At 48.0% G+C, this 23,234-nt stretch carries 23 protein-coding genes, 1 pseudogene and 2 riboswitches; of the genes and pseudogenes, 13 read left to right on the plus strand and 11 right to left on the minus strand.

Annotated elements, in window-relative coordinates; genetic code table 11:
- Positions 1-6 precede the first annotated feature (6 nt).
- Positions 7-2,085 carry a TonB-dependent receptor plug domain-containing protein gene (locus ACQ4M4_RS04460; protein WP_430683264.1) on the minus strand — a complete coding sequence of 693 codons (2,079 nt, stop codon included), beginning with the start codon at positions 2,083-2,085 and terminating at the stop codon, positions 7-9.
- 20 nt (positions 2,086-2,105) lie between these two features.
- A riboswitch (cobalamin riboswitch) is annotated at positions 2,106-2,250 on the minus strand.
- Between the two features lie 330 nt (positions 2,251-2,580).
- On the minus strand, positions 2,581-2,955 hold the full coding sequence (locus tag ACQ4M4_RS04465) for a hypothetical protein (protein ID WP_430683383.1): 375 nt from the start codon (positions 2,953-2,955) through the stop codon (positions 2,581-2,583).
- Between the two features lie 323 nt (positions 2,956-3,278).
- Positions 3,279-3,423, minus strand: a riboswitch (cobalamin riboswitch).
- A gap of 194 nt (positions 3,424-3,617) precedes the next feature.
- Here ACQ4M4_RS04465 and ACQ4M4_RS04470 point away from each other — a divergent pair.
- The 8 genes and pseudogenes from ACQ4M4_RS04470 to ACQ4M4_RS04505 all read left to right on the plus strand — a co-directional run bounded on the left by ACQ4M4_RS04470 (position 3,618) and on the right by ACQ4M4_RS04505 (position 11,098).
- Positions 3,618-4,067, plus strand: a complete 450-nt coding sequence (locus tag ACQ4M4_RS04470; RefSeq protein ID WP_430683265.1) for a SufE family protein — start codon at positions 3,618-3,620, stop codon at positions 4,065-4,067.
- A gap of 18 nt (positions 4,068-4,085) precedes the next feature.
- Positions 4,086-4,903, plus strand: a pseudogene (locus ACQ4M4_RS04475) (CobW family GTP-binding protein); the annotation flags it as partial.
- Between the two features lie 328 nt (positions 4,904-5,231).
- The gene (gene nikA / locus ACQ4M4_RS04480) at positions 5,232-6,830 is read left to right on the plus strand and encodes a nickel ABC transporter substrate-binding protein (protein ID WP_430683266.1); all 1,599 of its coding nucleotides are present in this window, start codon (positions 5,232-5,234) and stop codon (positions 6,828-6,830) included.
- A 79-nt stretch (positions 6,831-6,909) separates the two neighbouring features.
- Positions 6,910-7,860: a nickel ABC transporter permease gene (gene nikB, locus ACQ4M4_RS04485; RefSeq protein WP_430683267.1), complete on the plus strand. Its 951-nt coding sequence runs from the start codon at positions 6,910-6,912 to the stop codon at positions 7,858-7,860.
- A 2-nt stretch (positions 7,861-7,862) separates the two neighbouring features.
- On the plus strand, positions 7,863-8,732 hold the full coding sequence (gene nikC / locus ACQ4M4_RS04490) for a nickel ABC transporter permease subunit NikC (protein ID WP_430683268.1): 870 nt from the start codon (positions 7,863-7,865) through the stop codon (positions 8,730-8,732).
- A complete protein-coding gene (locus ACQ4M4_RS04495) occupies positions 8,725-9,513 on the plus strand; it encodes an ABC transporter ATP-binding protein (protein ID WP_430683269.1) in 789 nt (262 codons plus the stop codon). The genes nikC and ACQ4M4_RS04495 overlap by 8 nt, the downstream gene beginning before the upstream one ends.
- Positions 9,510-10,328, plus strand: a complete 819-nt coding sequence (locus tag ACQ4M4_RS04500; protein WP_430683270.1) for an ATP-binding cassette domain-containing protein — start codon at positions 9,510-9,512, stop codon at positions 10,326-10,328. The genes ACQ4M4_RS04495 and ACQ4M4_RS04500 overlap by 4 nt, the downstream gene beginning before the upstream one ends.
- Complete coding sequence (locus tag ACQ4M4_RS04505) at positions 10,325-11,098, plus strand: class I SAM-dependent methyltransferase (RefSeq protein WP_430683271.1); 774 nt, start codon at positions 10,325-10,327, stop codon at positions 11,096-11,098. The genes ACQ4M4_RS04500 and ACQ4M4_RS04505 overlap by 4 nt, the downstream gene beginning before the upstream one ends.
- Positions 11,099-11,234: 136 nt before the next feature.
- Here ACQ4M4_RS04505 and ACQ4M4_RS04510 read toward each other — a convergent pair whose 3' ends face one another.
- The 3 genes from ACQ4M4_RS04510 to ACQ4M4_RS04520 all read right to left on the minus strand — a co-directional run bounded on the left by ACQ4M4_RS04510 (position 11,235) and on the right by ACQ4M4_RS04520 (position 13,502).
- Entirely contained in the window at positions 11,235-11,537 is a 303-nt protein-coding gene (locus tag ACQ4M4_RS04510; protein ID WP_430683272.1) for a copper resistance protein, read from the minus strand.
- A 5-nt stretch (positions 11,538-11,542) separates the two neighbouring features.
- Positions 11,543-12,985: a PepSY-associated TM helix domain-containing protein gene (locus ACQ4M4_RS04515; protein ID WP_430683273.1), complete on the minus strand. Its 1,443-nt coding sequence runs from the start codon at positions 12,983-12,985 to the stop codon at positions 11,543-11,545.
- 289 nt (positions 12,986-13,274) lie between these two features.
- Positions 13,275-13,502 (minus strand): potassium-transporting ATPase subunit F, encoded by a 228-nt coding sequence (locus ACQ4M4_RS04520; RefSeq protein WP_430683274.1) that lies wholly within the window; start codon positions 13,500-13,502, stop codon positions 13,275-13,277.
- On the opposite strand from ACQ4M4_RS04520, the gene ACQ4M4_RS04525 reads away from it, so the two are divergent.
- The 3 genes from ACQ4M4_RS04525 (at position 13,488) to ACQ4M4_RS04535 (ending at position 14,781) form a co-directional block, all read left to right on the plus strand.
- Complete coding sequence (locus tag ACQ4M4_RS04525) at positions 13,488-13,910, plus strand: helix-turn-helix domain-containing protein (RefSeq protein ID WP_430683275.1); 423 nt, start codon at positions 13,488-13,490, stop codon at positions 13,908-13,910. The two genes, ACQ4M4_RS04520 and ACQ4M4_RS04525, sit on opposite strands and share 15 nt — an antisense overlap.
- The gene (locus ACQ4M4_RS04530) at positions 13,871-14,545 is read left to right on the plus strand and encodes a transposase (protein ID WP_430683276.1); all 675 of its coding nucleotides are present in this window, start codon (positions 13,871-13,873) and stop codon (positions 14,543-14,545) included. The genes ACQ4M4_RS04525 and ACQ4M4_RS04530 overlap by 40 nt, the downstream gene beginning before the upstream one ends.
- 83 nt (positions 14,546-14,628) lie before the next feature.
- Positions 14,629-14,781, plus strand: coding sequence for a hypothetical protein (locus ACQ4M4_RS04535; RefSeq protein WP_430683277.1), 153 nt, complete (start codon positions 14,629-14,631; stop codon positions 14,779-14,781).
- A 41-nt stretch (positions 14,782-14,822) separates the two neighbouring features.
- Here the strand turns inward: ACQ4M4_RS04535 and ACQ4M4_RS04540 are convergent, their stop codons facing one another.
- The gene (locus ACQ4M4_RS04540; protein WP_430683278.1) at positions 14,823-15,740 is read right to left on the minus strand and encodes a DMT family transporter; all 918 of its coding nucleotides are present in this window, start codon (positions 15,738-15,740) and stop codon (positions 14,823-14,825) included.
- 110 nt (positions 15,741-15,850) lie between these two features.
- Between ACQ4M4_RS04540 and ACQ4M4_RS04545 the strand changes: the two genes are divergently transcribed.
- Positions 15,851-16,468 carry a CGNR zinc finger domain-containing protein gene (locus tag ACQ4M4_RS04545; protein ID WP_430683279.1) on the plus strand — a complete coding sequence of 206 codons (618 nt, stop codon included), beginning with the start codon at positions 15,851-15,853 and terminating at the stop codon, positions 16,466-16,468.
- Between the two features lie 19 nt (positions 16,469-16,487).
- Here the strand turns inward: ACQ4M4_RS04545 and ACQ4M4_RS04550 are convergent, their stop codons facing one another.
- From ACQ4M4_RS04550 to ACQ4M4_RS04560, 3 genes are read right to left on the minus strand one after another with little or no spacing between them, the layout of a single operon-like run.
- Positions 16,488-17,222 (minus strand): DevA family ABC transporter ATP-binding protein, encoded by a 735-nt coding sequence (locus ACQ4M4_RS04550; RefSeq protein ID WP_430683280.1) that lies wholly within the window; start codon positions 17,220-17,222, stop codon positions 16,488-16,490.
- Between the two features lie 9 nt (positions 17,223-17,231).
- Entirely contained in the window at positions 17,232-18,395 is a 1,164-nt protein-coding gene (gene devC / locus ACQ4M4_RS04555; protein WP_430683281.1) for an ABC transporter permease DevC, read from the minus strand.
- A 15-nt stretch (positions 18,396-18,410) separates the two neighbouring features.
- Positions 18,411-19,589: an ABC exporter membrane fusion protein gene (locus tag ACQ4M4_RS04560; protein WP_430683282.1), complete on the minus strand. Its 1,179-nt coding sequence runs from the start codon at positions 19,587-19,589 to the stop codon at positions 18,411-18,413.
- 139 nt (positions 19,590-19,728) lie between these two features.
- Here ACQ4M4_RS04560 and ACQ4M4_RS04565 point away from each other — a divergent pair, with 139 nt between their 5' ends.
- Entirely contained in the window at positions 19,729-20,277 is a 549-nt protein-coding gene (locus tag ACQ4M4_RS04565; protein WP_430683283.1) for a PadR family transcriptional regulator, read from the plus strand.
- 332 nt (positions 20,278-20,609) lie between these two features.
- Here ACQ4M4_RS04565 and ACQ4M4_RS04570 read toward each other — a convergent pair whose 3' ends face one another.
- Together ACQ4M4_RS04570 and ACQ4M4_RS04575 are read right to left on the minus strand one after the other, a co-directional pair.
- On the minus strand, positions 20,610-21,743 hold the full coding sequence (locus ACQ4M4_RS04570; RefSeq protein WP_430683284.1) for a fatty acid desaturase family protein: 1,134 nt from the start codon (positions 21,741-21,743) through the stop codon (positions 20,610-20,612).
- A gap of 541 nt (positions 21,744-22,284) precedes the next feature.
- Positions 22,285-23,211: a LysR family transcriptional regulator gene (locus tag ACQ4M4_RS04575; RefSeq protein WP_430683285.1), complete on the minus strand. Its 927-nt coding sequence runs from the start codon at positions 23,209-23,211 to the stop codon at positions 22,285-22,287.
- Positions 23,212-23,234 lie beyond the last annotated feature (23 nt).

A 23,234-nucleotide genomic window follows, 5' to 3' on the forward strand; every position in this document is an offset into this window, starting at 1 on the left:
GTTCTCCTAAAACCTGGCACTGATTCCGACTCGAAAGCTGCGTCCTACCGCAGGATAGCCTGGATACTGTTCATATTGTTCGTCAAATAGATTATCGAGGTTGCCATTAAAAATCACAGTCCTCCCCAGGGGGATGCGAAGTTTGAAATCAACTGTGGTGTACCCTGGTAAGGATTCGGTATTGGTGTTGTTGACAAAGTAACGACTGAGACTGCGAAGAACGACGGCACCATAAGTGCCTTCAGGAGTTTCGTAGGCGAGTCCAACGTTTAAGCTATCAGCATCTCGAAAACTCAGTTGGTTATCTTCAATGTCGGCGTTGCGATCGCGCACAATTCGCGGATCGTTTAGCGTGTAGTTAGCAAAAGCATAGAGGTTACGAGCGAGTTGCAGATTCAAGTCAGCTTCCAGTCCTAGTGTTCTGACGCGCCCAATATTTTCATACGTGCTGGGAGAACCAAACCTGAAGTTAATCAAATTATCGATCTGATTGCGAAAGAAAGTCAGCCGCAGCAGACCAATTTCACCCAATTCTTGATCAATCCCGATATCAAAACTATTGCCTGTTTCTGGTTGTAAATCTGGGTTGCCAACGACATTAAAAGCTGCCAGTCCTTCCAAATTTGAAATTTGCGGTGCTCGGAAACTTCTCGCATAGTTGGCTCTCAGGGTGGTGCTGGGGCTAAGTGCCAGTCGTGCACCGACGCTAGGAGACGTGAAGGAGCCATTCGCCAAACTGTTGAAATCTTGCCTCAGCCCCAGGTTAACGCTGAAGTCAGGGGTGAAATCCACCTCATATTGAGCAAACAGCGCGCCCTGGCTGATGTCACCGTCATAGTTGACACTAGTCGTGCCTGAACCATAGCTAAAGGTGGTATTGCGCGATCGCGTATTGCGGTAATCAACGCCATAGGTGAGGGTTTGATTTTCGGCAAATTGCCAACTGTGCTGGACTTGCACACCCAAGGCGCGGCGATTGACATCATCTCTAGTTCCAAAGGTGCTGGGGTCAGGGTTATTGAAGTTATAGCTGAGGAAATCAGCATAGACGCGACTGGTGAGTAATGAATGATCGCTGCGTCCTAACTGCGATCGCCAAACCAGATCTAACAACACTTCATCGGTGTACTGTTCCGCTTCAGGTGTAAGCGTGTTAAATTCTCCAATGCTGTCTGGAATAGGCACTCCGCCTGCGACACCAAATTGTTTTGTCAGGTAAAGGGCACTGAAGTTGAGGGTGTTGCGATCGCCCAATTGTCCTTGCAAACTCAAATTTAAGTTGTTGTAGAGAACTTCGGCATTCTCGCGGCGATTTTCTAAGTCAATGCGATTCTCGTTCCGAGACGCTACGCGAACGATCTCGAAGGGAAAATCATTGTTGGACTGAATGCGAGAGTAGCCTAGCGCCCAACCCAAATCACCGGTAGTGCCCCGCGCTTGAATGGCTTGCTCATTCAGTCCAAAGCTACCTGCGGCAGCTCGCACTGTGACTTCTGGTTCAGCAGAGGGCGATCGAGTAACGATGTTAATTACCCCACCCAACGCATCGGAACCATAGAGGGTGGAACCTCCTCCCGGAAATAACTCAATCCGTTCAACATTATCTGTGGTGAATTCAGACAGGTCAAATCCACCAAAAAATCCCACATCATTGATGGGGCGACCATCCAGCAAAATCAACACCTGAGCAGAATTGCCACCGCGAATAAATTGGCTGCTGAGTGCGCCTAATTGTCCACCCGCCGTGCCATCGATAAGAATGCCCGGTAGATATCTCAGGGCTTCCTGAACTGTTCTGGCTCCTTGCGCCTCGATTTGCTCACGAGTAACCACATACACAGGACGGGTAGAATCTTCTACCGTTGCCTCCCGCCGAAATGGAGCATAAACAGGTTGATTCAGAATTCTGTCTGTAACCGTAATTCTAATTGTTTCCTCATCTTCTTCGAGTAACTCTGATGCAGAAGAGGGGGAAACAGGTTGAGCAACTCCGATCGCAACATTGCAGAGAACGGCAATTGTACCTACAACAATACCAAAAACTAGCTTTCCGGTGATGGAAAGCCGCACAAAGATAGTCATCATCCGTACCTCGCAGATGGGTGAAAGTAGGTTAACTATTGGCGGGCATTCTGACTTAGAGAGTTACGCCTCTCCTCACAGCTGCGGGACAGCGGCAGATTCGCACTGCACTTTCCCCCTTACGTCTGACGGCTGCTCCCTATCAGAACCAATTTTCAATATTGAAGAATAACTTTGAAGCGAGTTATCTACGCAAGCGGAAATCTACCAACCACTCGATCTCTACAGATTGAATGCTTGAATGAATGTAGCTGTATAGCGTTTCTATCAAACAGCAGATTGAACTTTAGAGGGAATAAAGTTGTAGATGCGATCGATCATCTGTATTGAACCGGGTTGAGGAGGGGAATTGGATTGGGAGGCGACTTGGTGTTTCATCAATGAATGAACGGATTTAGGAATTGTTTCAGAACGATGTAGATAATACTTGAACATATTGAGTCTTGAATTAGAGATCGGTTTAGAGATCCAGTAGCCGTAGTGCCATTGACCATGCGTTCATCGAGAAGGGCTTTTGCCCGCTGCACCATTCAAAAAGTCTGCAAAGGTTGCCTCTGGCTTTGCATTAGCCGCAACTTTGGGCACCAGATAGTGATTTGGTATCAAATCATTTGGTCCTTTCCAGTGCCGGAATGCCGTCCTGCTCCGCGCCAATGCAAAGTATTGCTCTAGTCTAGTCAGATGACGAACACGATCGGGAATTAGCCCCAAACGAATAATGCAATCCAGAACATGATCGTAAAGTGTCGTGTCACCGATACCGATGCGATCGATGCCTGCTTCAAGTTGCGTCTTCCAGTTTGCAGATTCAACTTCTCGAACGGTTTGCAGCAGAGTTTCCGCATCCGATTTACCACTCCAAAAGCTTCTAATTCTTTTTTAACTTCACGGTTTTTGCCAATGCGGGGATATCCCAACGTTGCAGTTTGAATCGTCATTGTTGTAACGTCCTAAACTTTGTCACTGAGCAGTAAAAAAGCGACTATTTCCTACTGGGAAGCAGTCACCAAGACATCACAAAAGAGGGCTAACTGCGATCGCTCGTTAGCAAATCCACTAGTCCCCTTTACTCAAGGCAGCCTCGCTGGATGTCGATAGCTTGGTCCAACTCAGAACGCTACAACCTTAAAGTTCCGACAAAATGCCAATCACAAAAGCTTGAAGTTTTCATCATCCGTACCTCGCAGATGTTTATGTAACGGGTTTACCAATCGGCGGGCATTCTGACTCAGAGAATTGCACTTCTCCTCACAGCTGCGGGACAGCGGCAGATTCGCACTGCACTTTCCCCCTTGCGTCTGATGGCTGCTTCCCATCAGAACCGAATGAATAACTGAACAATAACACAACAAGGGTGTTATGAAACGTTCCGAATTTCAGGTTTGGTTAGATCAATAGCAGTATGCCTTAGCACTGCATAGGAAGTAGATCAGCCGCAGGGTTTGCACCATTTGCGAAGAACTACTTCAGTTTTTCACTCATTTCCTATATTATGAGAATGATTATCATTATTATAACTTTGAGACTGGATCGCTATGCCCTCTGCTTCTCGACCTCTGCCCCCCAACTTGGACCGAATTGTTCAACGGTTTCAACAAATTACTGAGTCGAAGCGGCGGTATGAGTATTTGCTCTGGTTTGCAAAACGGGTGCCAGAGTTACTGGAAGCGGAGCAGATCGCAGCCAACCAGGTTCCAGGCTGTGTGTCGCAGGTCTATATCACGGCTGAGGTTCACCATGATAGCGTTACGTTTTGCGGAACCTCAGATGCTCAAATTACAAAGGGTTTGGTGGGTTTACTGATCGAGGGGTTAAACGGACTTACCCCCAACGAAATACTCCAACTAACTCCGGATTTTATTCAGCAAACGGGCCTGGATGTCAGTCTTACCCCCTCCCGGAGCAATGGGTTTTACAACATTTTCCGGTTTATGCAGCAAGCGGTAGCAGCCAGAATGGCTGCTACCGCTTCTTCACTCAATTAGAGAAAATGGAGGTTTGATATGACGGGCACAATCCATGAGACAACCACGACAGTGTTTGAGCTCCCTACGCGAGGGATGCCTGTCACCATCATCACAGGGTTCTTAGGCAGCGGTAAAACCACACTTCTCAATCAAATTCTCAGCAATCGCCAAGATTTGAAAGTAGCCGTTCTGGTGAATGAATTTGGTGATATTAACATCGATAGCCAATTACTGGTGGCGATGGATGAAGACATGGTGGAACTCAGTAATGGCTGCATCTGTTGCACGATTAATGACGGGTTGGTGGATGCTGTTTATCGGGTACTAGAACGGGAGGATTGCGTCGATTACATGGTGATAGAAACCACAGGTGTTGCCGATCCACTGCCGATTATTTTGACCTTTCTGGGTACAGAATTACGTGACCTGACCCGGCTAGATTCGATCGTCACCGTTGTCGATTCTGAGGCATGTACGCCGGATCATTTCGACAGTGAAGCGGCATTCAAGCAGATTGCCTATGGAGATGTCACGATCTTGAATAAGACTGATTTGGCAGATCCAAACCAAATCCAAAACCTGGAAGCTTATATCCATACGGTCAAAGAAGGTGCCAGAATCCTGCACAGTCAGCATGGAATGGTGCCACTGCCGTTGATATTAGACGTAGGATACTATGCCGATCTCGTTCAAGAAGAGATTGAGCAAACTCAGCACGATCACGATCATCATCGCATGATCATCACCATTCGCATGGTCATCATGAAAATTAAACCCAGCACCCTCATGAGCACCATCATCACCATTCCGATCATCTGGATAATGATGGTTTTGTGTCGATCGCCTTTGAGACGATTGATAACAATGTCAAGCTGCCATTAGGAGCGAATTGGCTGGCGTGGACGATCGTTGTCCAGACGAACTCGTCATTTTCCGCTATAGCCGTTGCATCTTCAAAATTTCTCCTGGAAGAAGGTATGCCTTAAAAAAGGATAAAACTTTGCTCTGATTCACCGTTTTATCCCTCCCCTCCGCATTGTTTCATCCCTGATTCAAGTAGTAATGTTTGACCCCGATGGTGTTGTCATTTGACTACTGAAATAAACGAATTTACCTCTTTAGAATCAATGGCCTCCCTAATCCGACGTGAGAGCGAAACAACTATTTAGTGACCATTTCCTCATGAGAAAAATCTTTTTTCGTGCGCTACTGGCGATCGCGGTTGCCGCTGTGATCATTCTGCCAAGCTGTGCCCAGCCCGACAGTCAATCCCAAAACTCTACAGATTCAACGCTCACGTTCTCCTGGTCACAGGATGTGGGACCGCTCAATCCGCATATGTACAATCCTAGCCAGATGTTTGCTCAGGATTTAATTTATGAGCCACTGGTGAGCTACGATCGCGGCGGCGAAATTCAGCCCGCACTGGCAGAAAGCTGGGAAGTATCGCCCGACGGCAAATTGATCACGTTCCAACTGCGCGAGGGCGTTCAGTTTTCTGATGGCACTCCGTTTGATGCCACTGCCGCCAAAGCCAACTTCGATCAGATATTGCAAAACCGTGCAGAACATGACTGGCTGGGACTGATTGAGGCGATCGATCGCGTGGAAGTTCAGGGCGATCGCACCTTGCAGATGTATCTAAAAACGCCTTATTACCCAGCCTTACAAGAATTGACATTGATTCGTCCGGTTCGTTTTCTGTCGCCCAAAGCGTTTCCCGACAGTGGCACGACCGCAGAAGGCATCAAAGCCCCGATCGGTACAGGACCCTGGGTGTTAGCCGATTACCAGAAGGATACTCAAGCCGTATTCACGCGCAACGAGAACTATTGGGGCAACAAACCTGCCATTGAGCAGGTGACGGTCAAGATTATCCCCGATGCCGAAACGCGAGCACTGGCGTTTGAAAACAACGAAATTGATTTAATTTACGGTAACGGTGAAATTAGTCTCGACTCGTTCCAGCAACTGCGAGATTCTGGAAACTATACGGCTGAGGTATCGCCACCGCTGAATACGCGAGCGATCGCCATCAACTCCAATCGGGGAGCCACCGCAGACCTGAATGTACGGCAGGCGATTCAGCATAGCGTCAATAAAGATGCGATTGTTTCCGCCATTTTCTACGACACGGAACAAAGAGCCGACACCTATTTTTCCACCGAAGTACCCTATGCCGATATTGGCTTGCAACCCTATGCCTATAACCTGGATCAAGCTAAAGCCTTACTCGACGAAGCTGGGTGGCAACAGCCCGCAGGACAGGACATCCGCCAGAAAGACGGTCAGCCTTTAACGCTCGATCTCTCGTTTAGCGGGGAAAATAATGTGGATAAGGCGATCGCCGAAGCGGTTCAGGCTGATCTAAGAGCAGTCGGGATTGATGTTCGGCTGTTGGGCGAAGAAGAGCAATCCTGGTTAGATCGGCAGGCAAACGGCGAATTTAACCTGATCTTCAACGACACTTGGGGACCACCCTACGAGCCGCAGGCAATGGTATCTTCGATGCGCGTTCCGTCTCATGCTGATTACGCAGCTCAGCAAGGACTGCCGATGAAAGCTGAGATCGATCGCAAGATCGGGGAAGTGCTGCTGACAACTGAGGAAGCACCGCGCCAACAGCTTTACCGCGACATTCTCACGACGCTGCATGAACAGGCAGTTTATTTACCAATTTCTTACTCAACCAACGTTGCCGTGATGCACAAAGAGTTATCTGGATTTGAGTTTATGCCCCAGGCAAATCAAGTGCCGCTGAGCAAACTCAGTAAGTCCTAAAGGCACTCCTGATTCCCTCACCTCTTCCTTCCCACAGCGTAGGGGTGAGGGTGCATTTTAACCCATCACAAATATTCCTGTGAAACTTACTGACCACTACATCTTTAGGCGCATCCTACAACTTATTCCCGTGTTGCTGGGAATCTCGATCGTCACGTTTCTGCTGATTCAACTAATGCCCAGCGATCCGGCGGCGGTAGTGCTGCGCGTGGCAAATATTCCGGCAACCCCAGAAGCGATCGCCGCAATGCGCGAAAAACTTGGACTCGATCGCCCGCTTCCAATCCAATATCTCGATTGGCTCTGGCACGTCTTGCGGCTAGATTTCGGACAGTCCTTCGTTACGGGTAAACCCGTTCTGCAAGAAGTAATGCACTATGTGCCAACAACGCTGATTTTAACGGCTTGTGCCACTGTACTGATTTTTGCGATCGGCTTGCCAATGGGAATTGTGGCGGCATTGTACCGCGATACTGTTTTCGATCAGATCAGTCGCTTGTTTGCCTACATTGGCGTGGCGATGCCAAGTTTCTGGCTGGGATTTTTGTTGATCTATGTGTTTAGCTTCAAGCTGGGCTGGGTTTCGGTGATTCATCAGGGGGCGATCGCCGATTGGATCTTGCCGTCACTCACCTTAGCCTGGGCACCTGCGGCGGTTTATGCGCGTTTGTTGCGCGGCAGTATGTTGGAAAGTCTGGGTCAAAACTATGTGCTGTATGCCAGAGCTAGAGGTTTATTAGAGCGGCTGGTGATTCTGCAATATGCGCTGAAGAATGCGCTTCTGCCTGTCGTCACGGTGTTTGGATTAAGTTTCGCTAATCTGCTTTCCGGTGCAGTGATTGTGGAAAGTGTGTTTGCGTTGCCAGGGCTGGGACGCTTCGCTGTTCAATCCATCCTCAATCGCGACTATCCTGTTGTGCAATGTTATGTCTGTTTAACGGCTGTGCTATTTGTCGTTGTCAATCTGATCGTTGACCTGACCTACAGCTATTTCGATCCACGGATTCGTTTTGGTAAACAAGAAGTTTAATCATGGCAATTTTGCAAAAACTTTTGGATCACAAACTGGCGTGGTTGGGTCTGAGCCTGATTGCGATCGTTGTTCTCACCGCCATCTTTGCCCCGTTGATCGCCCCTCACGATCCTTTAGCGGTTGATTTGATGCAGAAACTTCAGCCGCCCAGTGCTGCCTTTCCTTTAGGAACCGATCATCTGGGTCGCTGTATTCTGTCCCGCTTGATCTACGGGGCGCGAGTGTCGCTATCCATTTCCCTGGTGGTCATTGCACTCACAACGACGATTAGCCTGATTGTCGGTCTAGTTGCGGGCTATGTAGGCGGAAAAGTCGATAGCTGGCTGATGCGGCTGTGTGATGTGTTTCTTGCCTTTCCGGCACTGATTTTGTCGCTGGCGATCGTCGGCATTTTGGGAGCCGGAGTTGGCAATTTAATCTTTGCGTTGGCAATTACCCACTGGGCAGGCTATGCCCGCATTGTTCGCAGTCGCGTCTTGAGCGTCAAGGAAAGCGATTTTATCCAGGCGGCGATCGTCTCAGGTGCCAGCAGTTTGCCAATTATGCTCCGGCATATTTTGCCCTTTACGATCGCGGAACTTGCTATTCTCATGTCGCTCGATATCAGCCACATGATTTTGCATATTGCAGGCTTATCATTTTTGGGATTAGGGATTCAACCTCCCACACCCGAATGGGGAGCCATGATCAACGATGGGCGCGAGTATTTCCGCCGTTTACCGGAACTGATGCTTTATCCCGGATTGATGATTTTTATCACGACACTCGCATTTAATATTGTGGGTGATGTGCTGCGGGATGTGCTTGATCCGCGCATGGAGAAGCAAGTGCGATCTGAAACGTTGAAAGCGAAGTTGCAAAATGGCTGAATCTGTTCTGACGGTTGATCATTTGCAGGTTGAATTGGCGGCGAAATCGATCGTTCGAGATGTCAGCTTTCAACTGCAACCGGGCAAGGTTTTGGGTATTATTGGCGAAAGTGGTAGCGGCAAAAGTGTCACCTGTTTGTCAATTCTGGGATTGTTGAAAGGCGCAAACGTTCAAGGTAGCGCTCAACTTGCAGGACAGGAATTAATTGGGTTAAACCAGGCTGAGTTGCGCCAGATTCGCGGACCCAAAATCGGCATGATTCTGCAAAATCCAGTCAGTTTCTTTAACCCGGTCACCACGATTCAACGGCAATTCATCGAAACCCTGCGATCGCACCGCTCACTCACAGATACAGTAGCTCGCACAATTGCCGCTGAACACCTAACCGCCGTGGGTTTAACCGATCCACAGCGAGTGTTGCGTCAATTTCCATTTCAACTCAGTGGTGGAATGCTGCAACGGTTGATGATTGCGATCGCACTCTCTTTACAACCACAAGTGTTAATTGCCGATGAACCAACAACCGCATTGGATGTGATTACCCAAATGCAAATTCTGGGACTGATCAAACAACTGCAACAGCAAACTAATTGCGCTCTACTGTTAATTACCCATGACCTGGGCGTGATTGCTCAACTTGCCGATCGCGTGGCGGTGATGCGGAATGGTGAGTTTGTCGAACAAACCAGCGTCGAGCAGTTATTCGATCATCCTCAACATCCCTACACGCGATCGCTGCTTGCCTCTCGACTAACCCCTCACCTGGGAGCAAGACGATGACCTTACTATCCGTGCAGCACGTTTCTAAAACCTATGATCTGCGACTGGGCTGGAGTGGCAAAACGCAGCTTATTCACGCGCTGCAAGATGTTTCGATCGATCTTACACCTGGAAGCTGTTTGGGCGTGGTGGGGGAAAGTGGTGCCGGAAAAAGCACCTTAGGACGAATCGTGCTTGGCTTAGAAAAGCCCGATCGCGGCGAGATCTGGTTTCAGGGTCAAGAATTGAGCCATCTCAAACCCCAGGAACTGCGATCGCTGCGGCGCGACATTCAGGTGGTTTTTCAAGATAGCTTTAATGCCGTGAATCCGCGATTTAAAGTCAGGGAGATTATCAGTGAACCCATCTGCAACTACTTAAATCTGACGTCTGCTGAGGCAACAGATCGCACCGTTCAACTTCTCGAAACAGTGGGTTTAACGGCAGCAGATGCAGATAAATATCCGCATCAGTTTAGCGGGGGACAGTTGCAGCGCGTCACTATTGCACGAGCGATCGCCCTCAAACCCAAACTCGTTGTATTGGATGAACCTGTTTCCAGTCTCGACATGACCATTCAGGCTCAAATTCTTAATTTACTGCTCGATCTGAAACAACAATTTCACCTGTCGTATTTATTTATCACCCATGATCTGGCTGCCGTTGCATATCTTGCCGATCGGTTTGTCATCATGCACAAAGGGGCGATTGTGGAATCGAGCGATTCTCTAGATTTGAGCAACCTCCAGCATCCGTATTCACGACAGTTAATTGCGGCTCAGTTACCTGCCCATCCCCGCGATCGCAAATCCTTCCTCTACACTGCAAAACCATGACCCACAATCTGCTTAAAATCAATTGGCACCACTGGCTTGAACGGTGGGATGCCCAGCAAAGTGGCTATCTCCCCTATCGAGAAGAGCGGTTTCAAATCATGCTGGATGCGATTGCTCATCTGTTACCCGAATCGTTCACCGCAATTGATCTGGCTTGTGGTCCCGGTGCGATCAGTCAGCGTTTACTGAATCGATTTCCACACGCCAACTGTATCGCCATTGATTATGATCCGGTTTTGCTGGCGATCGGTCAGGGTGTATTAGGAACGATGGGCGATCGCCTGCGCTGGATCGAAGCAGATTTAACGCAGGATGACTGGTTAGACCAAATGGGTGACACTCAGGTTGATGCTGTTTTAACAACAACTGCATTGCACTGGTTGCCGATCGATCGATTGGTGCGTCTTTATCAGAAACTCGGTCAGGTGATACGTCCAGGTGGTGTGTTCCTCAATGGCGATCATCTCTACTTTCCGCCACACTTAGCTATCATTCAACGTCTAGCAAAAGCCGTACAGGTGCAACAGGAAGAACAGTCTTTTTCAGTGAGAAACCAGGAAGATTGGCAACAGTGGTGGCAGGCGATCGCACAAGAAACGGAACTCAAAGCGTTGCTAACCGAAAGACACCGACGCTTTCAACCTCGATTTACTGAACATGAGCCAACGCTGGTCATTCATGAGGCAGCCCTGCAAGAAGCAGGATTTCGAGAAGTCAGTACTATCTGGCAGCGATTTGATGATCGGGTTTTGTTGGCGGTGCGTTGGTAAATACCTCAGTTTGATTATTTTGCTGCGATTGCAACTCAACGAAGATTCTCTTTGCCTAATAGACTTCTTGCAAATTAAGGTTTTTGAATTGTTTTTGTAGGGGTAAAGCCCCTACAAAAAACAATATGCAAGAGGTCTAATGCGTTCCGGGTGAGTGGTGATGATGAGTGTCCTGCTGGTTCTGAGCAGGCTGCACCAATCCCATACTGTGCTGACCAAATGCAGCAAGTCCCATCGACACCAATCCTGAGCTTAAAAGCCCCATTGACACCAATCCAAAGGAGAATACTCCCATTGAGACAAGTCCAATCGAGACAATCCCGTGGGTGATAACCCCGATCGCGACAACCCCGTGTGCAGACACTCCGATCGCCACAACGCCATGAGCGCCAATTCCCACAGATATTTTCTTCCGCTTCTTTCTTAATGTGTCAGCCATTTAGCTCAATTAAAAATACGCTTGAGGGCAGGAATTCGGGATAGAACAAAATAGTCGAGCAGTAGCACAATCACCAATGAAAGACCAACTAGCGGAAATGCCAAACCCATGATGGCAACAATCGCCAGTGGCACTCGCCAATGCTGCACATAAGGGGGCATGGAAGGAGCGCCAACCAGTCCTGATTCCTTGGGACGACGTTGCCACCACATCACGGCTCCAGTCATGGAAAGCAACATCGTGATTAACGCTGCAACGAGCATCAGCAATTGATTGGCAATTCCAAAATATTTCCCCATGTGAATGGCAACGCCCATCTCCACCGCTTTTGGAACCAGTCCGTAGTCTTTCCAGCGCACATCTGCCAAAACTTTTCCACTGTATTGGTCAATGTGCATCGTTACTTCTTGAGTTGGATCATTCGGGAACGCCGAGACAGTATAGACTCCAGTTTTTCCTTCCGGTAAGGTGACATTAAATCCAGGAGGTGCGCCTTGAGCTTGCGCTAAGGAAATCACTGTATTGAGATTGACCGATGAACCTGCAACGCTCTCTTGAATCTCAGAACGGGCATCGCTATGACCCGTGTGATTACTATGCCCAGATGTCGTGGATTGAGGCATGGGGAGTTGCTGCACTGCCCAGGGCACAACCTGCCCTCGTTGATTGAGGGAACCCGTTAATACGGTTGATTGAGGAACGTCATCCCACATCTGGGCCGGAAATCTGCCCCAGACTTGAGCGAAGGTATCTCCCCAGAAGCCCGTCCAGGGTAAGCCTGTGAGAATCAGAAACCCGATCAGGAGAATGCCATAAAAGCCGGGAACTGCATGTAAGTCTCGCCAAAATACGCGTTTATTTTTGCTCCAAAGACGGGGAATGAGAGTGCCTGTAACTGAAAATTTATTGCGTGGTAACCATAAGTACAGTCCTGAAATTAACAGCACGAGTCCCCAGCAGGAGGCTAACTCGACTAAATAATCTCCCGCTTTGCCAATTAATAACTCACCGTGAATCTTGCGGGCGATCGCCTGTAGATTATTATCTTCATCGCGATCGCCCAATACCTGCCCGTTGTAAGGATTCACAAACACCATCAGGTTGCGCTCATCAGCCGTCGCTAATAGTACTTCGGTGCTGCGATCGGGGGCAACATTGGGCATGATTTGCGTCACCGTAGCATCAGGATAACTGCTCTGAGCAGACTGTACCTGTTCGGTGTAAGGCAGCGCCGTTGCGCCGGGCTGCACAAACATCAGGTTGTGATACATAGCAGTATCTAACTGCGGTTTGAAGAGATAAATAATTCCTGTTGCCGCGAGAATCAGCATGAAAGGAATAACAAACAATCCCGCATAAAAGTGCCAGCGCCACACCGTGCGGTAGAAGCGATTACCCGGAGATGGAGTGGTTGATGGTTGCGTAAAAGCGGTCGCTGGCTCAGTCATCTTAATTGTCTTTTGCAAAAAACAGAGGCGTAATGACTATGTACTACTATCAGAAACGTTGTCAAAAGACAGACTGTCAAACTGTTGCAAGCCTTGAGTTACCGCGACTCAAACAATTGCTAAAGGGCGTGTCTGCATCTGGTCTAAACATGCAGCAGCGTATTCCGATCAGCGAGCGCTTCACTCTGCTCATAAAAGCATTGGGCAGCTTACTGAAGGTTCGCGATCGCATTTCCAACGTGTCCCATCTGGTGATGCATCGCTCGACCTGCTTCGCGTGCAAAACTCATTAGAACTTCTCCGGCACAAACATGACGAAAAACAGATAGATGGAAAGTGCAACGGTTCCCAGACCCAATAGCCCCAATGACCAGGCTTGAGAGCGAGAAAATTCATTGCTACTGGCGGCATAAACAATCGGGGCAACGAGCAGGTTGAAACACAATGCTAAGTAGGTAGGCAAGGAAAGATATAAGATAGGGCTGTTCTCCTCAGTTGCTCTATGCCTGCCGCTCATCACATCACCCTCACTGCTGAAGAAGACCGCACGTTGTACGAGTTAAGCTTGGCGGATGGGGTAGCCCGTCGCATCAAGCGCAGAGCAATTACCTTGCGGCTCAACGCCCGCGGCTGGACAACGCCCCAAATTGCCCAACATCTCCATCAGTGTGAGCATACGGTGCGTCAAACACTACACCGTTGGCGTGATGGTGGACTGGGTGGTCTGTGGGAGGCCCCCGGTCGTGGCGGCAAACCCAAATGGCAAACTGCGGACATTGACGCAGTGGAAACCTGGCTGCAAGAACCCCGCAGCTACACCAGCGTGCAGTTGTGTCGACAACTGGCAACTGAGCGCGCCGTTGTCCTGAGTGGGAAGCAACTGGGGTGGATCTTACAAAAAAGGGCTACGTCTGGAAGCGCCTGAGGTACTGTCCGCCTGAGCCGACCTCGCCTCAGTTCCATCAAGCCAAGCAAGCCGATTGGCACCTGCTCCAAGTGTGGGCAACAACGGGGGCAATTGTCCTCAAGTACCTCGATGAAAGTGGATTTGAGCAATGCAGTCCGCTCAACTACAGCTACGCTCGACGGGGTGTGCAAAAACGCATTCCTCACGCTAAACGGCGAGGCAGACGCATCAGTGCGGTGGGACGGTGGGAGCCCCAGTACAGTTTCGAGTATGGATTGGTAGTGGGTGGCTTTAACAGTGAACGCTACGTTGCCCTGATGGATTGGCAAGCCGAGCGCGCTGCTCAACGCTTTGCCACCACTGGACAACTGACTGTCATGATTCAAGATGGGGCTTCATCGCACCGCAGCAAGCTGGCTCAACGCCACTGGCAACGCTGGCAGGACCAAGGATTGTTGATCTTTTTCCCGCCTCCCTACAGCCCTCAGATGAATCGCATTGAAGACGAATGGTTACATCTCAAACGGGAGTCCTTCGCCAGTCGCTTATTCGAGGATGAGTATGAGCTAGCTTTGGCGTTAATTGAGGCGATCGAGCAGCGCGGGCACAAGGGCAATTATGCCGTTGAACGTTTTAAGTTTACTCATGTCTAGCTACTTAGAAGTGGGAATCCGGTTGGAATGGTTTCGTGTAGACAGTGTGCAAGCCTATGTCAATCTTGTTTTAGAACATCCCTATGGCAATGCGCACCATTCTGGAAGGACATACCAAAGCAAAAGCAAATTATCCAGAACAAATTACAAAGTTAATTCTCAAATCGTTGGGAGTGAGTAGTGATGATGTGGAGGCGATCGCATTCAAAGCCTTGGAACCATTTTCAGAAGAGTAGCAGGAAGTATCTGATGTCTCGATGATTGAGTAATCATCAGCTTACTCAGGACTAGACTGCGAACGAGAAATTTGTGAAACAGCGGCAATCGTAATTGTCATCCCCATTCCCTGTATCAGGGTCAAACGCTCACCCAGAAATAGATAAGCGCCACCCACACCAAACACAGGAATCAGAGAGAGGAATTGAGCCGCAATGCTGACGGGTATTAATCGGATTGCGCTTAAATACAACCAGAAAGCCAATGCATATTGCACAATTCCTGATAGTGCTGCCATTAACCAAATTTGGATTGGAATCGTCGATGAAAATTGAAAACCTACACCAAACTTCCAGCTAAACAGCACAATACAAACGAGTCCAATCGTTTGCTGGAGGGCAGATAATATTAGAGGGTCATGGTCAGCCACAGCACGACGAGAAAGAAGCACATAAAACGCCGCACAAAATGTTCCTAGTAGAATCCAAAGGTTGCCCAGCAGAATTTGACCACCGTTTGCAGGTTGCGATCCAACGGTTAACATGACCCCCATCATTGCCAGCGCAGACAGCATGAGCAATTTCAGTGAGATTGATTCCCGAAAGAGCAACCATGCCAATCCCAAAATGAACACAGGCTCCGTTGCGCCAATTAAAGCAGCTTGGCTGGCAGAGCTTAAGGACAACCCAATCAAGCCAAAGCCGTAGGATAGACCGGGTTCAAAAATACCTGGAGTTGCAAGTTTTATCCAAGTGAGCCAGGGGTGTTGTCGCAACCTCGCAACGTGCCCCTGCCATACCGCCAGCAACCATAAAACTACGATACTGGTAGAGAGTTGTACTGCTAGAACGGTCAGGGGTGGCACAGTCGCTAATACCTCTTTGCTTATGACGGTTCCAAATCCCCAGCAACCAGCGGACGCTGTAATGAGGAGTATGGCATGAGAATTAAACCCCGTTCTCGTTTTCGTCGGAGTCATTGGTTTGCATCCTGGTAATTCACGAGCGCATAACCACCTTAAAGCACTATACAGGTTAGAATATCACAGGTTCTAACCAGCTAATCCACCTTTGGTGGTAAAATGACTGCATGAATGAACCCCAAGACTGGAAGCAATTGAAGTTAGTGGGTGGTCAACCGTGCCTAGATTTTGTGAACACGGTTGATCGCGATGGGGAGCGGTATTCGCAGGACTGGTTTCGTGACACGATAGATGTAATCGGCTGGGCACAGTCTGTTGGGCTTTTGTCATCCGCCCAGGCAGAAGCATTGCTGCGTCAAGTACAGCAGCAGCCAGAGCAGTCTGTAAAATTTTTTAATCAAGCGATTCAACTGCGAGAGGCGCTTTACCGCATATTTTCAGCCTTCGCTGCAAAGCGCTCTCAGACAGCAGATGATCTGCAATTATTGAATACCCTGCTGTCTGAAATGCAGGGTCATCTTCGCTTCGTGGCAGTCAATTCTAGCTTTACTTGGGAGTGGGCAGAAACCAATCAGCTTGATTTTATTCTGTGGCAGATTGTTCGCTCTGCTACTGATGTGTTGACTTCTTCGGATTGCGATCGCCTGCGGGAATGTGCAGGAGTCGGTTGCGGTTGGGTTTTTCTAGATTTCAGCCGTAATCGCAGTCGCCGTTGGTGTGATATGGAAGACTGTGGCAATCGTGCTAAGGCAAATCGGCACTATGAGCGCAAACGAAAGAAGTAACAGAAAGAAAATGCTGTTTTTACTTAATGGCCGCAGTAGCCTCAACATGATCCACTAAGCATCCATCCTCCATATAAATAATCCGATCGGCAAGATCTAAAATGCGGTTGTCATGCGTTACCAGTAAGATGGTGCAACCTTGTTCTTTCGCCAGTTTTTCCATGATTTCTACTACGTCTCTACCGGATTTTTTATCCAGGGCAGCGGTTGGTTCATCTGCAAGAATGATCTGAGGTTGGCTCACCAATGCGCGGGCGATCGCCACTCGTTGTTTCTGTCCACCGGAGAGGTTGCTAGGGTAATAGTTCATGCGATCTTCTAAACCCACAGCATTTAACACCGAGCGAATACGGGAATCTGCTTCGGCGGCAGTCACCGCTTGAAGCTCTAATGCCATTTCCACATTTTGATAGGCAGTCAGAAAGTTCAAGAGATTATGAGCCTGAAAGATATAGCCAACATTGCGACGTGCTAATGTCATGGCTTCTTTACTGGCGTGAAGTAATTCCTGTCCTAAGATGTTTAGACTTCCATCTTGAACGGAGCGTAAACATCCCATTAACGTCAGCAACGTCGTTTTACCGGAACCGGATGGGCCTGTCAGGATAATAATTTCACCGCGATCGATGTGCAGATTAATGTCAAACAAAACTTGCTTTTTGAGAGATCCTTGACCGTAATAATGATTGAGATGATGAATGGCGATCGCAGACTTAGAGACATCAATAACAGTATTCTCTAGCACTTGAGACATCCTTGACTTCTAAAAAATATCAGCCGGATCAGCGGTTTGCAGTTTACGCACTGCCATTGCAGCAGAGAACGAACTCATTAATACCGTGAGGACAAAAACAAATACAATTCGACCTAAATCCATTGCCATGGGTAGCATGGTTGCAATGTTAGTAATTCGATAAATGGCAAGGGCGATCGCTGTTCCGGGAATAAATCCCAGTGCTGCCAGAATGAGAGATTCTTGAAAGACGACGATGAGGAGATAGCGATCGCGAAATCCCATTGCTTTGAGGGTGGCGTATTCAGGGAGATGATCGGTGACATCGCTGTAGAGAATTTGATAGACAATCACTGCACCGACAATAAACGCAATCACCACCCCTAAATCAAAGGTATAGCCAACGGGAGTACTGGCATTCCAGAAAGCAACTTCTGCTTTGGCATAGTCTTTGCGCGTCATCACTTTGACATCGTTGGGTAAGCGCGATCGCATTTCTGCAAGCACGTTTTGAACATCTGTATTTGGCTTCAACTTGATCACACCCACGTCAATCAAACCACCCTGACGAAAAGGAGCCATGCGGAGAAAGTTGATATCGCTGGTGACTAAATACGCGTTAATTCCAAAGGTCGGACTGAGTTTAAATAAACCTTCAATTTGAATATTTCGTTCGTTGATTTCTGTGGTGATCCTTTCTCCTGACTCAAATTGTTGGGCGATCGGGCCAAATTCGCTGCGAGATCCCAGATTGAACAGAGCGGTATCGGGTTGACGAAGTTTGTCACGATTCGCTTCCACTCCAGGAATATTCAACACCTGATATTCGGGGTTAATGCCAATCACATAAATATCCCAGATCTCACTGTTGTCAGGATTGCGCCACTGCATTGAGTTCAAGTAAATCGGCGTGACGGATTCCACCCCAGTGATTCCTGCTGCCTGATACAATCGGCGTTCTGTAAACCGATCGAGGGAGATGAGCGATCGCGATCGGCTGCTGAGCATGACAATCTCACCGTTTAAGCTGTCATGAAATTCCACAGCACTGCTAAACAACGCCCCCCGAAAGCCCATTTGCAGGAACATCAGCACATCGGCAAAACTAATGCCAGCGATCGCCACCAGTAACCGCACCCGTTCTTTGCGAAGCTGCAACCAGGAGAGAAACAACGGTTTTTTCTTTTGGCTCATTTGCTTGAAATTCCCTCATGGATTGACATCGATCGTGACCTGCACACTTAAATTCGTTAACCCTGCCACTCGACGGCTAGAGGCTTCATCCAGTAACACTTTTACTTCTACGACCCGCGCATCAAACTGGGCTGCCGGATCGGTATTCAAGACATCCTGTTTGTTAATTTCCAACCCCACCTCAAAGACCTGACCCCGCAGCACCTCTGAAAATGCATTGTTTTTACTGACCACCGTTGCGGTTTGTCCAGTTCGCACACGGCTGATATCTAACTCGTACACCTCTGCCACGGCCACCATGCGCTGAGTTTGCCCCAGGCTGATAATGCCTTGAGAGCCAACCAGTTCTCCAGGACGGGTGTGGATTTTCAGAACCTGTCCATCCTGGGGCGATCGCACCATTGCCATATCCAGTTCTGCCTGTGCCTGTGCCACCCTTGCCTGGGATGCTGCCACCTGCGATTGCGCCACATTTACATCTACCGGACGCACTTCAGCAATTTGCTCCAGCGTTGCCTGCGCTTCAGAAACCTGCTGCTGCCGGGAGAGCCGAATTCGGCTTAAATTAACCTGTGCCTCGTTGAGTTGTTGTTGTACGGTATCTGCGGTTAGTTGCTTACTGTCTCGCAATGATGCAGAAACGGCTCCTTCACGATAAAGAACCTGATAGCGATCGGCTTCCAGTTGTGCATTTTGCAGTTCAGCTTGCAGACGGGCGATCGTTGCTTCCTGCGCCCGGACTTCCGTCTGCAATTCGACCTGCTGACGATTCACCACCCGTTCCTGCGCTCGAATTTGCCCAGATTTTACGCCCGCTTCCACCTGAATCAATTGGGCCTGCGTGACGTTGACCTGCGCCTGTGCTTCCTGAAGGGCCGCCAACCGCCGCTCATAGGTATCTAGGACTGCGATTACTTCTCCTGTACGGATTTGTTGCCCTTGTATGACACGCAGATTGTCTACTCGTGCCCCCTCGACCGATGTGGGTGCAAAAACCTGGATCACTTCCCCATCCGGTTCCAACCGTCCCAGTGCCGACACGCTTTCAACCAATGCGTTGGCGACGGATGGTGCTTCTGCAATCGGGGTTTGAGTAGGACGATTCTGAATCGCGCTGTAGCCAATTCCGCCAGCTAAAAGGGATGCGATCGCCACAAAAGCCATCGGGAAATGTGGAATCTTCATGACGTTCATTGGATTACCCTCCTTGAATCGCCTGAACTCACTTCTTGAAAATTGGTCATTAATTTACTCCAAGCTTTGTATTCAATTTTTTGAATACAAGAACTAAGGTATACTGGACAAATTAAATCCGTCAAGCAAATTTTGAAACATGGCACTGAAGCATACGATTCTGGCGTTTCTCTCGCGTCAGCCCATGAGCGGCTACGACGTTGCGAAGGAATTTGCGGAAGGGTTTGGAAGCTGCTTCTGGAAAGCCAGCCAGCAACAAATTTATGCAGAATTGACGAAGCTAGAGCAGCAGGGCCGTGTCAACTACGAAGCCATTCCCCAACCCGGACGGCTCGATAAAAAAATTTATTCCATTACAGAACAGGGACGGCAAGAACTCCTCGACTGGCTGGCAAAACCCTGTGAACCGACTGCCATTCGAGAAGATTTGGGGGTGATGGGGTTAGCAGGTCATCTGGTTTCTCCCCAGGTGGTTATTCGCGAAATTGAGCGACGACGACAACTTCACCTGGAGATGGTCGAACACGTCAAAAAATTAGATGAACATTTCGCCAAGCATCTAGATTCGCTCGAACTGAAGGATCTCTATATGCATTTGATTATTCGTCGCGGAATTCGCTATCAAGAAGATTGGGTAGCCTGGTGTGATGAAGCGTTGGAGGCGATCGCACAAGCTGTAGAACAATAGACCTCTTGCGTGAATTGTTGTGTGGCAGTGCCACACAACAATTCACGCCATCAAACATGTATTTATGCAAGAAGTCCAATCAATAACTGAAGTTTAGGCTAAATGATGTGATTCCCCAAAATGCTTGCTCAGCAATCATTTTGGGGAATCACGCTTATTAGTCAATTCTCGGTTAACCCATCCAGTAAACGGCTCCACTCATTCCATAAGCCGTCATAGTTGCGAACCTTTGGATAGAATAGCCAATGCTTCAAAACAAACTAGGTGTAAGCCAATCGACCACCAATGGCACAGTAGGGGAAGATCTCTTTATCCGGTATAATCACCTATTCTCATAACGCATTTCGGATATCTATATCATCGTCACAGGAAAGAGGGCAGGAGACGATTTTTTCTCCTTTCAAATCTGTAAAAGTGTTCTCAGTTTTATAGTGACGAGGAGTTTTCAGTAGCAAGCGCCAAGCTTTACCAGCATCTATCAAATTAAAACGATCGCCGTAGTAAGTCTGCAATAAAGCTTGAACTTGTGGGTAGTAATTTGAGTTAATACCGGGGAAGACATGGTGCTCTGTATGATATGAGAAATTTAAGTGTAATAAATTAAATAGTTTAGGAACCCGAATTGAAACGCTATTGATTAGCGGATCATTTATATCAGTCATGCGACACAACATATGATTTGTGTAAACATAAAACATGATGCCAGCATACCCAATCCAAATAGGTAAAAAGTAGCTGAGAAGTAGTTTGACAGGATGAAAACCTAGATAAAATAAAATACTTAGGTGAATTGCCAGAATGACTAAGAACTCAAAGGCGATCGCCTTCCTCTCCTTTAAACTTACCTTAAAAGCTGCTGGAGGATAATTGGTTAATCCATTATTAAATAGCAGTACAGAACTTAGGTTGCGGAACATATGCATTCCCCAGGCATGACCCATCCCTACAACCAACCAAAATAAATGGACTTCCGTGGAGGGGACGAAGAGGTTTTGAATCCACTTTCCCCAATTGTTGGGCTGCTCATATAAATAGTTTCGATCCGGATCATGTGAAGAGTTTGTTTTACTATGATGCTCTCGATTATGCACAGCCTTCCAGAACGTAGGAGGCGACCATAACAGGGTTAACCCAATCAAACTAACAAACTGCCTAATGGATGGATGCTTAATTGCTTTACTGTGCAGTAGATCATGAGTGCTAAACAATAAAACAATAATGCTGTTTCCCATCACAAGAGAGAACGGGAGATAAAGCCATAACCAACCCCAGCTCCACTGATCAAGGTCATGGGCAATGCCCCAACCTAAGACCAGAATTGCTACATTGATTAACAGCAGCCAAACGCTGCTATAATTAGGGAAAAAAGCTTCGACAGGAAGTAATGGACGTAGTTTTTTTGCATACTCAGCTTGGGAGATCCAAGGTTCAAGAGTTGTATTGTTCGCGGATTTCTGCAAGTCCATTAATAGAATTTGTTGAGGTAATTTTTGAGGAATCTTGAATAAGCTTACAGTTATTTGGTTTTTTCTGCTGAAGAGATTGCAACATTACTGGACTGGAAGTTGCATTTTTGATCTCTGTATTGTAGCGTTTAATGTATCAGTAAACTGAAATATCATACCCTGCTGTGATATTAACGCCAAAGTAGCTTTAGCATATAAGGCGGCTCATGAAATTGGGCACATTTTTAATGCTATACAGGTGACTTATTAAATAGAGTCAAGAACTTTGGCATCAAAAATTTGTGGCGAAGATTCCATCGTTTTCTTGTCGAAGGTCAACACGATTTAGGCTCTCTTACAAAAACAACTTGCATAATTTTGTAAGGCCACTTGGTCCGGACGCAACAGATGTTATCGGTGAGAATTTGAGGTTTGCCGTCACATAGCTTTGTCGTTGTGCGACTTAACCCTAGTGGCGGTGCAACTTGAATTTTATCTATTAGTATTCGAAGATAAGTAAATACCACATGATTGCGAGTCCTAGCGTTAAACTATTGAGAGTTTAACTTGTTTCGATCGTTTGAGAAATTACTTTGATTGTGTTGCGTAACCAACGATTTGCTTCATCTTGATCGCTCAAAGTACTCCACAGCATGGAAACCATCCAGGGTTTTGTTTTGACGGGCAGTTCAAAAAGGGTCAAATTACAGACGGGTGCCAAACGCAGCGCAATGCGTTGCGGAAGCGCCGCAACTAAATCACTCGATGCGATCGCAAACGGCAAAACCATCATGTGCGGCGTTGTAAATGCAACCCGACGTTCTAAGTTTTGTTCCTTCAACGCCCTGTCGATCGCACCTGTCGTATCGCGGCGTAACGTTGTCAGGGCGTGAGGAAACTGGGCAAAGGCTTTTAAGCTCATCGTTCCTTGCTGGATAGCCGGATGTCCTCGACGGGCAATTCCCACAAATCGTTCTTCAAAGATGGGTTCCCATTGCGTTTGACGGGGTGGATTGGGAAAAACACCCAATACCACATCAATTTCTCCTTGTTCTAGCAAATCCCCAATTCTGTCTTTCTCAAATTCAATCATCTGAATATCGATGGAGGGGGCATTTTGAAGGCTAAACTCTAGCAACGGTGGCATCAGAACAAAGCTGGTGTAGTCTGAACTCCCGATCGTAAAGGTGCGATCGCTCACCAAGGGGTCAAAGGTTTGACTGGCAGTTACAGCCTGGCGGATCTGTTGCAATGCGGCCAAAATACTGGGGGCGATTGCCTGGGCTTTGAGCGTCGGCTGCATCTGTCGTCCTAACCGCACAAACAATTCATCCTCAAACAAAATCCGTAACCGACTGAGGGCTGCACTCATGGCAGGTTGCCCAATCTGAAGTTGCTCAGCCGCTTTGGTAACGCTCTGCTGCTCTAGAAGGGCTTCAAAGGCAACCAGTAGATTTAGGTCGATCGCCGACAAGTTTATCGATTTCATTGATGTTATATATCTAAAATATC

Source organism: Leptolyngbya sp. AN02str (genome assembly GCF_050565595.1).
Lineage (GTDB): Bacteria > Cyanobacteriota > Cyanobacteriia > Elainellales > Elainellaceae > Kaiparowitsia.